This window comes from Armatimonas sp., assembly GCF_043760365.1.
Taxonomy (GTDB): Bacteria; Armatimonadota; Armatimonadia; order Armatimonadales; family Armatimonadaceae; genus Armatimonas.
Genome location: NZ_JAYUPA010000334.1, coordinates 1 through 15,905, shown reverse-complemented (window position 1 = coordinate 15,905; position 15,905 = coordinate 1). Strand labels below are relative to the sequence as shown.

Sequence of the window (15,905 nt, the reverse complement as noted above, 5' to 3'; positions counted from 1 at the left end):
GCGGCATACTAATGCCCATGAGCAAAGTCAAAAAGCTACTGGCCGTCGGCTGCGGTACCAGCCTGATGGTTCTTGTCGGGCTGGGCGGGATTCTCTGGATTCGTGGCAACGCCGCCCCGGAGTATAAAATCCCCGAGTGGAAGCTGCCGTCGCCCAATGCCTACGACACGCTGGGCGAGGCAAGAAAGCTCGAAGTCAGCAAGTGGGGCCATGCAGCCGTCAATCCCGAGAGCCGCTACGATGAGAAAGCAAAGAAATACACCTACCCGCTAGGGCCACTGGAAGACCGAAAGGCCTTGCTGGAGAAGAACCAGGCCACGATTGCAAAGGTGCGGGAAGCGCTGACCCAGGAGTTCGCCACTCCCCGGAAACCCGGCGATGTCCAGGCACTTGCCGATAACTTTCCCCATTTCGCGGAATTTCGGGAGCTAGCCCGGCTTCTCTTTTTCGCGAGCAAGACCTACGCGGACTTGGGGCAAAACAACGAAGCGAGCCGGTGCGCTTTAGATGCGATAACTCTGGGGGCTCTGATCTCACACCAAAGCCAGCTCATTGGGAATCTGGTAGGCATTGCATGCGAGGCAATCGGGCGAAAAGCACTCTGGGAGCGGGTAGAGGGACTGGATGCAAAGACTACTCGTGCTGCCGCTGCACGTCTGGAAGCACTGGAGCCAACACGCTATTCCTTTGAGAGTGTGCTCCTGAATGAGCGCGACTTCAATCAAGCCTACACCTACGTGAACTTCAAAAATTCCAATGCCTGGCAGTACACATCGACGTACTTTTCCGAAGGCCAGGATGCGGTAACGGCGGAAGATATGAAGGCAGGGGAGGAGCTCGAGAAGCCTGGTGTGCTGGATCGTGCAAAGCTGCTTGGAACTCAGGCATTGCTGACCGGGCAGTTTGTCTGGCACACGAAAAAAGTCATCTTTGCCGAGAGTGGGCGCTACATGACCGAGCTGGCCGCACAGACAAAGCTTCCTTACGATCCTAAACGACCCGGCCCCCACATTCCCACCGACCCGATCAACCAGCTCGTCCTGCCGTTGTTCCAGCAAGCCGGGCAGAAAGACACCGCGACCCGCGTGGAGACGGCTCTGGCGCGAGTCTACCTTGCCCTTCGTGCACATCGCCTAGAAAAAGGCAGCTATCCCGCCACCCTCGCGGAGCTTGTCACTAATGGCTATCTCAAAGCCCTCCCCGACGATCCTTTCGCCCCGCGCTTTGGGCAGACGTTTGGCTACCGGCGTGAGGCGGATAAACTCAAACTCTGGTCGTGCGGCCCCGACGGCGACGACGATCACGGTCGGGCAATTGTGGCAAAGCGCGACGGTGGCACGCCCCGGCGTTTCGTCCAGCTCGGTGACGAGGGCGATATGGTGGCGCGGGTGAACACGTACTGATTCGTCGCTAGGAAATCCAGGCGCCCTCGGGCTGCTCGGGGCGGTAGCTGACGCCCACGTAGCTTCCGACGTACTGATCCTCGGGCAGGACGGGTGTCGTGGAGAGGAACTCGATGGGCTGGCCCCGGTGCGTGGCGAAGCGCACACGGGCATACAGCGCGGCGTCTCTTCCAGCATGAGCAGCGGCGATCTGCACCCCCCAAAGTGAGACTCTCGACATAGAGCACTTATGCAGTCAAGCTGGCGACAAAGTACCGGGTTTATCATGCTAAATCATATTTGTATCGAGTAAAATTGTTTCAACTTCTATATATACATTACCTGGATCTTGCCACCAGGAACCCTTTTGTGTCATTCTAACAAACGAGGAAAGCTGAGGAGCATACCAGTACTTCGTTTTCATTTCTGGATATTGATAATCGCTGTAAATTCCTGAAGTGCCTTCGGATAACCAACAATCAAAACGTCCTAAACGCGTATCCACTGATTCTGAACCAGTCACAGTGAAATCATGTATTCCTTCTTGTACCTCAGAGTCATGAACCTTAAGGGAATAAACTCCTCTGTAACCAATCGACCATTTCCCCGGCAATATTTCTACCCCCTGATTAAGAGGAGCAAAGAATCTACGATCTTCCCTACTTCGCAAAGGACCAAATTGACGTGAAACTAGAAAAACATCCCCATCTTCATTTTGATATAATGTATCTATCATCTCGTTTTTTTCTAAAAATGTTTGCTGAGTATATTTTTTCAGTATTAGTTTGTCTTCAACGGTATATTGTACATCCATATCCCTGTTAAATTTTTCCTTTCTTCCATCCGCATATCTCCATGTTTCTAATACCGAATATTTTATATAATTTTTATCTCTCAAAAGACGTGTTCCGTCTACTAAAGAAAATTTATCCCCCGGTAATGATACTCCGGAGCAACCGTTCAAGAGAACAGCGACTCCTGAAAGTAAGAATTGCTCTCTGGATAAACTGTTATTTTTTTTATTTTTTAAAATCATAGCCATAATTTTTTGGAGTAGTAATCTAAACCTGGATAAATATGATTCTGTAACGTACTTATCCAGGTTTATATAGACATTAAAGTGTCAAGACACCCCAACTGCCAACCATGCAAAAGTCACTTGGTCTGCAACGGTACTGGAGTAACCAAGTTCTATCGCGCTCTTGATAGTTGCAAATGCAAGATCACGGAATGTTGCATTTGGATATAATTTTAGTGTCATAGCTCGATAAAATATTTTTTCTGATGCTTCAATTCCTATGGGTTGAATTATCCGACCATTTAATTGGCCACCATTACATAACAGATAGAAAACCTTGTTAGATATCCCACAGTTGAAATGAATTCCTCCATTATCAATATTTGTATTGATATAAACCCTGTTATTATAATTCACGACTCCATTTGGGTCTAATAAAGGGTTATTGAGATGCCTTATCGATTCTGTCCCTCCAGATCTTCGGCTTTTTTCTCCGAAAAGAAAATTGGGATTGACTGCACTATTTTGATTCGCACTGAAATATTCTATACAGGTTCCGAAAATATCTGCTAGCGATTCACCTATGGCACCGGATTCATTTCTCTTTATTAATTTAGAACTTTTATCTATTACACCATGAGTATACTCATGTCCAATAATATCTAGAGTTGCATGACTACCTGAATATGGAGCAATCCCATTTCCAAGCCTCATAGCCGAACCATCCCATACAGCATCATCAAAGCCGGTTTTATACCGAACTCTTACATCTACCCGCGTTTGATTTCCAATGATTCTTGAACGATAAAATTTAGTTGCATAATATTGGAAAGATTTTTTTAGAGAATAATGCGCTGTCGCGGCAATACTCTCTCCCGATGTGTCAAGATTATTACCGAAAAACAGTATGAGATTTAACGGATCGAAATTGTAATAAGTTTTATCATATTCAAACCAACTACTTCCGCTACCATTATAATCTGTGCCTTTAATAAGCGCTGAATATGCAGTATTATTCGTTGGATCAAAACCTGTGACCGTCGTGCTCAGGAAACTCCTCAATTTGAAACTATTACCACTTTCTTGTACATATCCATAAGTTGATTCATTAACATCTCCATAATAAATCGTTTTTAACGTCGCTGAATAGCTTTGGTGTGCAACATCATCATAATGAAAAATAATAGCACCTGTTGTTGTGTCAATAAAATATTGAGGTCTTTCACAACATGCTGTAGTATCATCATCTATATAAAATGATACCTTCCAGCATAATTTTGCACTTGATCCTATTCCGGGATGGCTAACATTATCAGGTAAAATTACCAACTGTGCTGTAGGGGCTTCTGCAAGTGTGCCAAAATATCCATGAGACATAATTGCTGTTGATACCGCCGAGTTTGAGCTGATACTTGGAATTGTTTGTACGTTATCAACATCATATGTTGTCCCGTATTGTTCTTCCAATGCACCTTGAGGATCAGAGACTGTTACTATATTCCCACCAAAAACTTCAATGCCTACTAATTTTTGCTGGAATTCTGTATGCGTATATCCAATATCATCAATCGTTGATCTTGTAATTTCCAAGTCGACGGGGTTGGATACCGATAGGTTTCTTTGATTATCTACACCTAATATGTTTGTTTTTTTGTTCTTATATACCTTGATTTTATTTTTTATTTTTTTTACAGACTCGCGAGTCCATTCAGGTATTGTATTATTTTCTGATTTATCATATTCATGAATAACCTTCCATTTGCCTGTTGTATTCTGAGCAATCGCACTATTCCCTGTCTGGGAAATTACTAACGTGCTACATAATGCAATGATGAAATTTTTTGTAACATGTCGTCGTTTTGTGTGGCGACATTTCGTCTGGAATTGATCAGAAACTAGATTGCTGATATTAATTATCATTTTACCCACTTATCCTTATTTGTGATGCCTCGTTGACTTTAGAGGCCCCGATGGGAACAAGCGTAACATTATTCTTGATGTTTGTCAAGAAAGCAAAAAAAAGTCCCAGAAAAACTTCTGGGACTTTTTTCTGAGCGAGGTGCTCGATTCTAGTCGTCGTCGCCGCCCTTGCCCTTGCGACCGGACTTGGCCATGATCTCCTCACCGACGTTGCGAGGCACTTCCTCGTAGTGAGAAGGCTCCATCGTCGAGGAGGCCCGGCCGTGGATCATCGAAGGAATAATTCGTTAAACAGGATGATAGGGGCGTTTAAATTCAGAAGTAGTTAAATATTACGTCGAGAATTAGATTTGCTCCAAACTTTTTTGGTGCCATACATACTTTTTTAACGAATTATTCCTTTTGATCGTAGTTGTTTGTTTGCTTCTATGAGAGCTTTCTTTTCATCTCTATTAATTTCAAAAATAGCATTTTCAATGTTTTTGATTGCTTGAATTTCTGGAATTCCAACGATCTGAGGATTATCAGGGAATTTCCAACTTGAATTAGGTATGTCAACTATCAGTGATGAATACGAATAACCATTTTTCAACAGTATTTTGCCATGAAGAGGATTAATAAATAAATATTCTTCGGCATAAAAACTAATACCTTTAATGTTTTTTACTGTATGTTCAGCGTATCCTTTTTCAGATATTTGAGTATTATATATTGATGGATCTCTTAAAAATAGAATGTATCTTGTATTAACGAGCAAAAAAGGATTGCCATATATCTTATAACCAGTTTTAATTTTGTTGCTATCGGTTTGGGATTGCCATGCGAGAGGTCCTCCACTTTGGAGCACTTTTATTTGTTGTGTACCAGTTCCTTTGAGATATTTTTCAACATGTACAGAATACAGTGTATTTTGAAACATATGTGGACTATTAAATGGACTGTGTGAAAATCTTAATATACCTTCAACGTAACACGTTATAATGATGTCATGAGGACGTATCAGGTCTTTAATATTTTCGGGAATGCTTTCGTCACTTCGAGTAATTATGTCTGCTTTGAAATTGGGTGTTAGTGGTGGCAGAAAACGATTTGGTGGGATAGGTATGACCGGTTCAGTAATAATATTTTTGTTATCTGTGTTTTGTTGTTGGAATAATTTCATTGCTTTAGCCTTTACATACGAATATTAGTTTGGATAGTATAATTTGATGACTTCTTTGTCTCTAATCTGTGGATCAATTATTCCCATAACGAAATATCGCACGGGACCGCCTACCATAACTGATTTTGGTACGAATAGACCATAAAAAGGCGAATCATGCCCTAAAGATATTGCATGTCCAAGCTCATGAGTTGCAGTGGATTGAACATGATGACGTTTATCTACAGGAATGAAAATTGAACCATTCGAAACGGTTCCATTCATATTATATTCAGAAAAAATGATCGTTCGAATATCTGTTTCTGAATCATAGTTTACTCTAGCTGGTTCAGGGCTTTCTGGTGGCAAAGAATCATTAGACCATTTGATTTTTGCATCAGCTCCACTCGTAAATGAAGTTCTTTGAACACCATTTAGGTTAAGTGTCCAAGCATTGCGAGAGTTTCCTGTAGTTCCCATTGGTAACCAGGAAGGAGCTTGATCTAAGTAAGGAATAGATATGCTGGGATTAATTTCTGGAAACTCAAGCCCTGGTAATGAAAAAGATGCACTGATCTCATCTGATGGCGTGAATCTCCGAAATATCATGGTAATGAGCTTTTCAACCGGAGGTACTGGGCCATTCGGAGCGACTTCTGGCGACGGTTCCCAATGGGCTGTTACTATGACATTTGTGTTGTCGGAATAATTAAAATTTTTAGCTTTGACTGTAATATAACATCTACCTGTAGAATCAGTTGTTGACTGAGATTCAGATAAATGAATTTTATCACTATCACTTTCTGACACAACAAAATGAACAGTTTCACCGCCTATTCCTTGACCTCCTAATACTACTCTGGCCATTATAGTCATCTCTATAATAGGAAGGCCATCTTTACCACTTGATAAGTGTCCGCTATTTGTATTTTCTTCAGTTAATGCTTCCATACTCCACATTGGTAGGACATATTTTGGAGCATTGTTCGAAAATAAAACAAGAGCTGGTAAGATAAAAGTGAACATCTCTCGTAGAACCTTTCTGTGGCCAAGTATACCTCCCCCTATGTACTTCTGCAAGGGTGTAAATAAAAAAAGCCCCAAGAATTAACTTGGGGCTTTTTGCAGGCACACTATACTGAGACTCTAGTCGTCGTCGCTGCCCTTGCCTTTACGGCCGGACTTTGCCATGATCTCCTCACCGACGTTGCGAGGAACCTCTTCGTAGTGCGAAGGCTCCATCGTCGAGGAGGCGCGGCCCTGAGTCATCGAGCGAAGGTCGCTGATGTAGCCAAACATTTCCGAGAGCGGAATCTTGGCCTTGACGGCGCGAATTCCACCCATCAGGGTCTCTTGCGACTCGATTATTCCACGGCGGCGGTTCAGGTCACCGATCACGTCCCCGAGGTACTGATCGGGCGTGACCGACTCCACCGACATGATGGGCTCCAGGATAATCGGAAGCGCCTTACGCATTCCCGCACTCATCGCCATACGGCCCGCTTCACGAAACGAGATCTCGTCCGAGTCCACGTCGTGGAAGGAACCGTCAATGACAGTCGCTTTCACGTCCACCACCGGGTAGCCCGCTAGCACGCCGTGGAGGAGAGTGTCTTCACAGCCACGCTGGACAGCGGGGATGAACTCACGCGGAATGGAGCCGCCGACGGTCTTATTGACGAACTCAAAGCCCTTTCCCTGCTCGTTCGTCTCGACAATCAGCGTACAGTCGCCGAACTTACCACGGCCACCGGTCTGCTTCTTGAAGAGCCCTCGCTCGGTTGCGCTTCCTTTGATTGTCTCACGGTAGGCAACCTGGGGCGTGCCCTGGTTGGCCTCGACCTTGAACTCGCGCCGCATACGGTCCACGAGAATCTCCAGGTGCAGCTCGCCCATGCCACGAATGATCGTCTGGCCCGTCTCCTGGTCGGTGTGCGTCCGGAAGGTCGGGTCCTCGGCGGAGAGCCGCTGGAGCGCGACACCCATCTTGTCCTGGTCGGCCTTGGTCTTGGGCTCGATGCTCATCTCGATGACGGGCTCGGGGAAGGTCATGGACTCCAGGATAATGGGGCGCTTTTCATCGGCCAGCGTATCGCCCGTCGTGGTGTCCGAAAGACCCACGGCGGCGGCAATATCGCCTGAGTAGACAATATCAATCTCCTCACGCTTGTTGGCGTGCATCTGAAGAATGCGGCTGACGCGCTCTTTTTTGCCCTTGGTTGCATTGTAGACGTAGCTGCCCTTGGTGAGGGTGCCCGAGTACACACGGAAGAACGTCAGGTTCCCGACGTGCGGGTCGTTCATCAGCTTGAAGGCAAGTGCGGAGAAAGGCTCGTCGTCACCCGGCTTGCGGCTGTCTTCGGCCAGGGTGTCCGGGTTGGTGCCAGGAACGGCCTCTACATCCACCGGGGACGGCAGGTAGTAGATGACCGCATCGAGCATGGACTGGACGCCTTTATTCTTGAAAGCGGAGCCACAGATCATCGGAGTGATCTCCATGGACAGCGTCCCCTTACGGATCGCCGCACGGATCTCATCAATGGTCAGCTCCTCGCCTTCCAGATACTTCTCCATGAGAGTCTCATCAATGGTCGCGGCTTCCTCTACCATAAGCGCACGGTACTCATCTACCTGGTCGCGCATGTCGGCGGGGATCTCCACTTCCAGCGGCTTCTTACCAAAGTCGTCGGAGTAGTTGTAGGCCTTCATCGTGATCAGATCAACGATGCCCTTAAACTCCGCCTCAGCACCGATAGGGAGCTGAAGGGGGACGGGCTTGGCACCCAGGCGCTCTTTGACCTGCCGGACGACGGTTAAGAAGTCAGCGCCCGCGCGGTCCATCTTGTTGACGAACGCGACACGAGGCACTTTATACTTATTGGCCTGACGCCAGACGGTCTCGGACTGGGGCTGGACACCGCCCACGGCGCAGAACACCGCAACGGCACCGTCCAGAACGCGCATGGAGCGCTCTACCTCAACGGTAAAGTCCACGTGGCCGGGGGTGTCAATGATGTTAATACGGTGCGTGTTCTCACGGCCCCCAAGATCGGCTTTTAACGGATCGTGGTTGGGCTCCAGACCCCAGAAACAAGTGGTTGCAGCGGAGGTAATCGTGATACCGCGCTCGCGCTCTTGCTCCATCCAGTCCATGGTTGCGGTGCCGTCGTGCACTTCACCGATCTTGTAGTTGACTCCGGTATAGAGCAGGACGCGCTCTGTGGTCGTGGTCTTGCCTGCATCAATGTGTGCAGCAATACCGATATTTCGCGTGTTTTCGAGAGAGAAATCTCTAGCCATTTTTCCTGTTTCCTTCCGATGTCTGCCCTACTTCGACCTTGAAATGCCAGACAGCGAAACGCCGCCTGGCCTTTTCGGTCCAGGCGGCGAGGGCTTTGTTAAGCCACCTAGAACCGATAGTGTGAGAATGCCTTGTTGGCCTCGGCCATCTTAAAGCCTTCTTCACGCCGACGAACCGCGCCGCCTTGCTTGTTAGCAGCGTCGAGAATCTCGGCAGAGAGCTTGTCCACCATGCTGCGGCCATTGCGGCGGCGAGCAAAAGTGATCATCCAGCGAATACCAACCGCCTCTTTACGGGGCGACTTGACTTCGATAGGCACCTGGTAGGTTGCACCACCAACGCGGCGAGGCTTGACCTCGACCACGGGCATGGTGTTGCGAAGGGCCTCGTTGAAGACCTCAATGCCGGGACGACCGGCGCGGGCCTCAACTTTTTCGAGAGCATCGTAGAAAATGCGCTCGGCGACCGACTTCTTACCATCCAGCATGAGCCGGTTGATGAAGCGGGAGACCATAACCTGGTTGTAAATAGGATCCGGCGCGATAACGCGACGTGGTGCAGGGCCTTTACGTGGCATAGGTTATTTCTTTCCTTTCGCGGGCGCTGCTGCCTGACCGGGCTTGGGCCGCTTGGTGCCGTATTTACTGCGGCTGGACTTGCGGTCCTTGGTTCCCTGAGTATCTAGGGTTCCACGGAGAATATGATAGCGCACACCGGGCAGGTCTTTCACACGACCGCCACGGATCATGACGACGGAGTGCTCCTGCAGGTTGTGCCCGATCCCCGGAACATACGCGGTGACTTCGATTCCATTGGTAAGGCGCACACGGGCGATCTTACGCAGAGCCGAGTTCGGTTTCTTGGGGGTCTGGGTACGGACCACGACACAGACGCCGCGCTTCTGGGGGTTTCCCTGCATGGCGGGCGACTTGCTCTTTTTAACAACGGGCTTGCGCCCCTTGCGGACTAGCTGACTGATAGTTGGCATAAACGGCCTTTAAGCTCCTGAGATTCTTTCACTGCCACCTTCAGGCGACAGGGGAATGCTTTCTACGGGGCAAATTGTGCCCGATTGGGCAAACAAAAACCCCGCGAATTCGACGTAATCGTCACACGCAGGGCGAGGGAGGGTTTCAAATGAGGAACTATTTTAGGGTTCGTCTCTTTGCGGTCTGTCTTCCGACTCCAGCCTCCTCCGCACACGCGGTGATAATCTTGTCGTGCATGACGACGGCCTCACCTGCGTCACACAACCTGAATAGTATACCAAGGGCTGTTTGCAGTGTCAAATTAATTTTCCATAAACCCCACGGATGCTGGGGCAAATGCCAGGGCCAGGAACGGCCCCGCACCCAAAGGGTACCCGTCGGCTTCGCCAAGCGGCCCGAGGCCGCCCCGAATCTCTCTTCCCCTTTTCGGGCTCGGCCCGCTTCGCCGAAGGTGGCCCAGAGGCGGACTTTCAGGCCACCGACTTGTCGGATTCCACAAACCCTACGGCCCGTTTGCCTGCCGTGCTTGTCCAGTACGCCTCGTGGATCGTCTCGGCAGCAAGTCGGAAGATGGGGGTAGCCTGGAGCTCGGCGGGGAAATTCATGCCCGTCTTGGCGAGCCTGTCCAGAAATGCGGTGTACTCAGCGGCGCGGGGAGCAAGCTCACGCGCGAGTAAGCTCTCCACAAAGGCCACCGCTCCAGCCTCTGCACCACCTGGGGCATCATTGGGCGGGATCACGGTGTCGGCGAAGGCAGCGAGTGTCGCGCGTTGGGTGTCGGTTAGCATGAGGGTATTTTTCACCTAGGTGTCGCTATCTTCCTGCTGCCCAAGCCAGCGCCCCAGGAAAAAGTAGACCAGTGCAAGAATCAGTAGCGCCCCGGAGATAATCAGGCTCAGCGTGACGGTTGGTGGCTGGGTAGATGCTATCCAGAGCGCGACACCGATCAGCCCGATCAGGCACAGCGCGGCAAGAGACAGGGCGATGCATGCGGCGGTACGAAGGCGCAAAAGCGAGAGGAGCCCGCCCAGACCACACAACACGCCCTGGAAGATCCACAAGGCATTGCCAATCGCTCCAATCGGGGTCGGCTCGTGGTTGAGCTGGTAGAAGAAAACGGCTGTCGTCACTCCCCAGAGCAAGGCAAGTGTCGCCACAACCAGCTCCCCCACGGAGCGCCTTTGCCGGTGCGGCTGTTTCTGCTTTTGCATCAAGAACCTTCGCCCTCTCGCTGCTTCAGAAACCTTGCGAACCAGAACATCCAGACCGTAAGGAGAGCATAAACTGCCGTGTAGAAGGCGCTATTGTGCTGCCAGTTGCGCGCCCAACTGTTATAAAGGACAAGTGCCACCAGGCAAAGCGAGGCAAGAGCACTTCCCCACTGGAGCCAGCGCGCGGCGCGGCGCTGATGACAGAGAAGAAGCCCCCCAGATAGGGCTGTGCAAAACGACAGAATCAGACAAGTTGGAAGGCCCACGTACTGATACCAGGGCTGACCGGGCGGGCCGGGCTGGGGGTAGAGTTTGTGGATTACCCAGACGACGTAGCTCAGGAGGATTGCTCCTGCAAAGAGATGCAGTAAGCCGAGGACAATCTCCAGAAGAGTAAGCCTATTTTCCGGAGCCACTCTCTCTTGTTGCTTCTGCTGGATCATGCGTCATTTTACACCGGATTTCCCTCCCTCCACTGGGGGTAAGGAAATTGGGAAGCAGGTAAAATGCTTCCATGAACATTGTCTTGATCTTCGCGGATGATCTAGCGTATGCCGATGTCGGCTGCTTTGGGGCCAAGGACATTCGGACGCCGCACATTGACTCGCTCGCCCGCGACGGTGTGCGCTTCACGGATTTCTATGTCGCGCAGCCCGTGTGCTCTGCCAGCCGGGCGGCGCTGCTCTCAGGGTGCTACTGTGGACGCGTCGGGATTCAGGGGGCGCTAGGGCCAGCATCGAAGATTGGGATTAGCGCCAAGGAAATGCTCCTGCCGCAGGTGCTGAAGGCTAAGGGCTACGCGACAAGCATGGTGGGCAAGTGGCATCTGGGGCATCAGCCGGAGTTTAACCCGACGCGCCACGGCTTTGATGAGTGGCTGGGTTTGCCCTACTCCAACGACATGTGGCCCAATCACCCGGACACGCCGCGTGCCTATCCGCCGCTGCCGCTGATGGACGGCGAGAAGCAGGTGCAGATTATCGAGAACTTAGAGCAGATGAGCACGCTCATGCAGCGCTACACCGACCGAGCCATCGGCTTTATCGAGAAGCACGCGACAAAGACACCGTTTTTTCTGTACTTTGCTCATGCCATGCCCCACGTCCCGCTCGCGCCGGGCAAGAAATGGCAGGGCCACTCCAAGCGCGGGACATTTGGCGATGTGATCGAGGAGCTGGATGCGAGTGTGGGGCAGCTCTTGGCGGCCCTGAAGCGCACCGGAGTGGAGCGCGACACGCTGGTGATCTTCACATCGGACAATGGCCCCTGGCTCAGCTACGGCGAGCACGCCGGGAGCGCCGGGCCACTGCGCGAGGGCAAAGGCACGTGCTGGGACGGCGGTGTTCGCGAGCCCTTTGTGGCGCGCTGGCCAGGACGAATTCGAGCGGGGAGTGTGATCACCGAGCCCGCGATGACCATTGATCTGCTGCCGACCCTTGCGAAGCTCACGGGGGCACCGCTTCCGAAAAATAAGATAGATGGCAAGGATATCTGGCCCTTGCTGAGCGGGGATCGTGCGGCGAAGAGTCCACAGGAGGCGTACTTTTTCTACTACAATGCCAACGAGCTGCAATCCGTACGCTCCGGGCGCTGGAAGGTGATGTTGCCACAGGGCTATCGCACGCTTGGCACGAATCCGCCCCGCGCCACGGGCGGCACTCCCGTCAAGTACAAGCAGGCGCGTATTGCTCAGCCCCAGCTCTATGATCTTGTCGCCGATCCGGGGGAGACAGTAGATCGGGCGGCGCAGCGTCCCGAGGTCGTGAAGCGCCTGCTTGGGTTGGCGGAGAAAGCGCGTGAGGAACTGGGCGATGGCCCGGAGCGGATCGGTAAGGGCGTGCGGCCCGTGGGCCGCGTGGGTGCATAGCTCCTACTGACCGGGCTTCAGGGGGGGCAAGCCCATGCGGCGACGGGTTCGAGGGCTACGCACGTCTAGGTGCAGTGAGTCTTCTTTCTGAGGAAAGGCGAGCTTCTTGTAGCTCTCGACCATCTGTGGGCCAAAGCACATCACGATCATGGCACCGGCTGCCATGAACGGGACAAAGGGAACCCCGTACTTCATGTTGCGTCCGCGCAGAAGTGCGATCCCCCCTCCTACCACGGCCCCGAGAAATGTTGCAAAGACAAGTGAGAGAATCGCCATACCCGGGCCAAGAATTGCCCCCAGCCCCAGTGCCAGCTTCACATCACCCAGCCCCATCGCACCGTGCTGCCCTGTCTCCGTCTCCCGAGCAAACTCGTCGGCCTCCGCGGCGGCAGCGGCGATCTCCGCGTTGGCGGAGGCGGGCAGACCGAGGTCATCCGAGCGGCCAAAGCGTAGTAGAGTGGCCATTGGCGTCTCATCGCTGTGGCGAGTCATGACAAAAAAGGCGGCGAGAGGGATCACCAAAAAAAGGATTGCCCAGAGCGGAAACATCGGGGTCATTGCCAGAAACGAGAGCGATGTCAAAAATAACGGGGAGAGCGCTAGTCGGGGCGGTGTGGTGCTGTCCTCGGAGAGAGGCTCCTCGGGGGACTTGCCGGTGCCCACAAGGGCCATGCCTTTTTCGGTGGTCGTTTCCAGAGGAGACTCCTCGATAAAGAAGCGCCGAATTATTTTGGGGAGGCTCTCTCCCGGCTGGCGTGCGTAGACAATAAACCCCACAAACGAGACGAGAAAGAGCAGGCCACCGTAGCAAGCCGCTCCAGCGAGCGAGACGGGCAGCCAGCCAAAGTAGAGGAAGTCCTGTGAAAAACGTGTCCATTCGTTTTGCGAGACCGCGATCACCCCACAGGCCAGATCGCGCCCTAGCCCTAGAGCAACGACGAACCACGTCAGCTCGTCGGGGGCAAGGAAGTGGTCGAGATCAATAAAGACCAGTGCGATCAGGAGTGCCGCGATCAGCGCTGTGAAGATAAAGTTACAGGTCGTTAGTGGTTGGTAGGGCAGTACGATCGAGTGGTAGAGCAGCGTCCAGAAGCAGGCAGTAAAGAGCTCCACACAGAAATAGCGCCACGAGATGGGATCCTTACAGTCACTACAGCGAGCACGCAAAAACAGAAATGAGAGTAGGGGGATATTCTCCCAGAACGTAATAATATGGTTGCAGTTGGGACAGTGACTCGCGGGTTTAGAGAGGTGCTTGCCCAGGGGGAGCCGGTAGATCACCACATTTAAAAACGAGCCGACAATGGCTCCGTAGGCGAAAGCAACGTAGTACCAGAACGAGTCCGGCAGCGCGGGCCACTCAAAATTCATCACTTTATGTTATCGGTAAAACACTGAAAAAACGAACCCTCCCGCACGGCGAGAGGGTTCGTTCTCCGTTGTGATTTGTTTTATTAGTCGCCGTTGTCGCTGGAGAGACCCTGGATCAGACCGGCCAACGGGAGGAACATCGCGATCACGATATAGCCAACCGTAAAGCCTAGAAAGACAATCAAAACGGGCTCGATGGCAGCGGTCAACGACGAGATAGCGGCGTCTACTTCACCGTCGTAGAAGTCCGCGATCTTGGAGAGCATGGTGTCGAGCGAACCCGATTCCTGACCAATGGAGATCATCTGGACCACCATCGGAGGGAACATTTTGGACTTGCGTAGCGGCTCGGAGATGACGTCTCCTTCGCGGACACGGGCACGGGCATCGAGGATCGCATCGGAGAGGATCTCGTTGGAGACCGTACCTGCTACCGTTTCCAGCGCCTGGAGGATCGGCACACCCGAGCTCAGTAGGGTCGAGAGAGTTCGGGAGAAGCGAGCAAGTGCCACCTTGTGATTGAGTTTTCCGAAGACCGGCATTTTCAGCTTGGCACGATCCGCCACACGCCGACCGAACTTGGTGCGCACAAACATCTTGAAGGCGACAATACCGACCATGACGCTAAGCGTCATGATGTACCACTTCTGCACCAAAAAATCGGACATGGTCTTAAGAAGCATTGTCGGGGCAGGGAAGTCCTCCGCCTTCAATCCGAGGTCAATGAACATCTTCAGGAACTCGGGGACGATGCGGATGGTGAGGAAGAGCACAATTCCCAGAGCGACGCAGGAGACGATGGCCGGATAGGTCATCGCGGCCTTCACTTTACGGCGCAGCTCGACGTCTTTCTCTAGGAAGATCGAAAGGCGCTGGAGAGACTCTTCCAGCACACCACCGACTTCTCCCGCACGGATCAGACCGACAAAGAGGTTGGAGAAGACCGAGGGGTACTTGGACATCGCCTTGGAGAGCATGTTACCTGCCTCCACCTCAGCGCGTAGATCACCGATAATGCGGCGTAGCTTGGGAGACTGTGACTGCTCCGAGAGAACATCCAGACATCGAACCAGCGACACACCCGCGTCAATCATGGTGGAGAACTGGCGGCAGAAGATCGAGAGGTCGGTCAGCTTGACTTTCTGGAACTTGTCCAGAAAAGTAGGCTGGTTCATCGCGGCCTTCGTCGCTGCTTTTTTCGTCGCTTTTGCGGGAGCTACTTTTTGAACGGTGTAGCCCTGCTCGGTGAGACGCTGGCGCAGCTCAGAGGGAGTGGTGGCATCGCTGGTGCCGGTGAGTGTCTTGCCATCTGCGGCCTTAGCCGTGTATGTGAATGCGGGCATAGAGTATCTTTCTCCTGCAGGTTGATGCCTAATAAACGTCGTTTCCTGCCCGACGGTTACGGCTCCGCAAAAATCCTTGGATTCTATTATAGGCCACACAAGGCCCTCTCGTCAATTTTTCCGCCACGGAAGATGAACCGGCGCACGTTGACCGTCTTCTCCCAGTGGCCCCACGCTAAAAAGCTCGTACGTTTCTCCCTTCTTTTCGTAGCGAAAGGGCTGGCGCGTGTAGGGATCGAGCGCCCACTCCGCGAGCTTCAGCGCGTCCAGATTCTCTGGCAGTTTCTCCCACTCCCACTTGTACTTGCGGATGGCCGTTTGGCAATAAAGAAGCTGGAACTGAATGCGATCCTGAATAAAGC

16 protein-coding genes and 1 pseudogene are annotated in these 15,905 nt (G+C 51.8%); 2 read left to right on the top strand and 15 right to left on the bottom strand.

Translation table 11 applies throughout. The annotated features are described in order from the left end of the window. Positions 1 to 1,403, top strand: a pseudogene (locus tag ACH2EH_RS08210) (hypothetical protein); the annotation flags it as partial. 7 nt (positions 1,404 to 1,410) lie between these two features. Here ACH2EH_RS08210 and ACH2EH_RS08205 read toward each other — a convergent pair. From ACH2EH_RS08205 to ACH2EH_RS08150, 12 genes are all read right to left on the bottom strand, one after another. Then, the gene (locus ACH2EH_RS08205; protein WP_395140649.1) at positions 1,411 to 1,623 is read right to left on the bottom strand and encodes a hypothetical protein; all 213 of its coding nucleotides are present in this window, start codon (positions 1,621 to 1,623) and stop codon (positions 1,411 to 1,413) included. 48 nt (positions 1,624 to 1,671) lie between these two features. After that, a complete protein-coding gene (locus tag ACH2EH_RS08200; protein WP_395140648.1) occupies positions 1,672 to 2,418 on the bottom strand; it encodes a hypothetical protein in 747 nt (248 codons plus the stop codon). Positions 2,419 to 2,505: 87 nt separating this feature from the next. Beyond that, positions 2,506 to 4,320 (bottom strand): M4 family metallopeptidase, encoded by a 1,815-nt coding sequence (locus ACH2EH_RS08195; protein ID WP_395140646.1) that lies wholly within the window; start codon positions 4,318 to 4,320, stop codon positions 2,506 to 2,508. Positions 4,321 to 4,469: 149 nt separating this feature from the next. Beyond that, positions 4,470 to 4,592, bottom strand: coding sequence for a hypothetical protein (locus tag ACH2EH_RS08190; RefSeq protein ID WP_395140644.1), 123 nt, complete (start codon positions 4,590 to 4,592; stop codon positions 4,470 to 4,472). A 113-nt stretch (positions 4,593 to 4,705) separates the two neighbouring features. Next, positions 4,706 to 5,482, bottom strand: coding sequence for a hypothetical protein (locus tag ACH2EH_RS08185; protein WP_395140642.1), 777 nt, complete (start codon positions 5,480 to 5,482; stop codon positions 4,706 to 4,708). A 24-nt stretch (positions 5,483 to 5,506) separates the two neighbouring features. After that, the gene (locus tag ACH2EH_RS08180; protein WP_395140640.1) at positions 5,507 to 6,487 is read right to left on the bottom strand and encodes a hypothetical protein; all 981 of its coding nucleotides are present in this window, start codon (positions 6,485 to 6,487) and stop codon (positions 5,507 to 5,509) included. 120 nt (positions 6,488 to 6,607) lie between these two features. Next, positions 6,608 to 8,761 (bottom strand): elongation factor G, encoded by a 2,154-nt coding sequence (fusA, locus tag ACH2EH_RS08175; protein WP_395140638.1) that lies wholly within the window; start codon positions 8,759 to 8,761, stop codon positions 6,608 to 6,610. A gap of 107 nt (positions 8,762 to 8,868) precedes the next feature. Continuing rightward, positions 8,869 to 9,339, bottom strand: coding sequence for a 30S ribosomal protein S7 (gene rpsG / locus ACH2EH_RS08170; protein ID WP_309696883.1), 471 nt, complete (start codon positions 9,337 to 9,339; stop codon positions 8,869 to 8,871). A gap of 3 nt (positions 9,340 to 9,342) precedes the next feature. Further along, the gene (gene rpsL / locus ACH2EH_RS08165) at positions 9,343 to 9,750 is read right to left on the bottom strand and encodes a 30S ribosomal protein S12 (protein ID WP_184199401.1); all 408 of its coding nucleotides are present in this window, start codon (positions 9,748 to 9,750) and stop codon (positions 9,343 to 9,345) included. Positions 9,751 to 10,221: 471 nt separating this feature from the next. After that, positions 10,222 to 10,539: a gluconate 2-dehydrogenase subunit 3 family protein gene (locus ACH2EH_RS08160; protein WP_395140636.1), complete on the bottom strand. Its 318-nt coding sequence runs from the start codon at positions 10,537 to 10,539 to the stop codon at positions 10,222 to 10,224. Between the two features lie 15 nt (positions 10,540 to 10,554). Beyond that, entirely contained in the window at positions 10,555 to 10,962 is a 408-nt protein-coding gene (locus tag ACH2EH_RS08155; RefSeq protein WP_395140634.1) for a hypothetical protein, read from the bottom strand. After that, complete coding sequence (locus tag ACH2EH_RS08150; protein WP_395140632.1) at positions 10,962 to 11,405, bottom strand: hypothetical protein; 444 nt, start codon at positions 11,403 to 11,405, stop codon at positions 10,962 to 10,964. Before ACH2EH_RS08150 ends, ACH2EH_RS08155 begins: the two co-directional genes overlap by 1 nt. 71 nt (positions 11,406 to 11,476) lie before the next feature. On the opposite strand from ACH2EH_RS08150, the gene ACH2EH_RS08145 reads away from it, so the two are divergent. After that, positions 11,477 to 12,829 carry a sulfatase gene (locus ACH2EH_RS08145; protein ID WP_395140630.1) on the top strand — a complete coding sequence of 451 codons (1,353 nt, stop codon included), beginning with the start codon at positions 11,477 to 11,479 and terminating at the stop codon, positions 12,827 to 12,829. Between the two features lie 3 nt (positions 12,830 to 12,832). Here ACH2EH_RS08145 and ACH2EH_RS08140 read toward each other — a convergent pair whose 3' ends face one another. From ACH2EH_RS08140 to ACH2EH_RS08130, 3 genes are all read right to left on the bottom strand, one after another. After that, complete coding sequence (locus ACH2EH_RS08140; RefSeq protein ID WP_395140628.1) at positions 12,833 to 14,200, bottom strand: prepilin peptidase; 1,368 nt, start codon at positions 14,198 to 14,200, stop codon at positions 12,833 to 12,835. An 83-nt stretch (positions 14,201 to 14,283) separates the two neighbouring features. Further along, positions 14,284 to 15,543 carry a type II secretion system F family protein gene (locus ACH2EH_RS08135; protein ID WP_395140626.1) on the bottom strand — a complete coding sequence of 420 codons (1,260 nt, stop codon included), beginning with the start codon at positions 15,541 to 15,543 and terminating at the stop codon, positions 14,284 to 14,286. 111 nt (positions 15,544 to 15,654) lie between these two features. After that, positions 15,655 to 15,905: hypothetical protein (locus tag ACH2EH_RS08130; RefSeq protein WP_395140625.1), on the bottom strand; the 251-nt coding region annotated here is incomplete at its 5' end.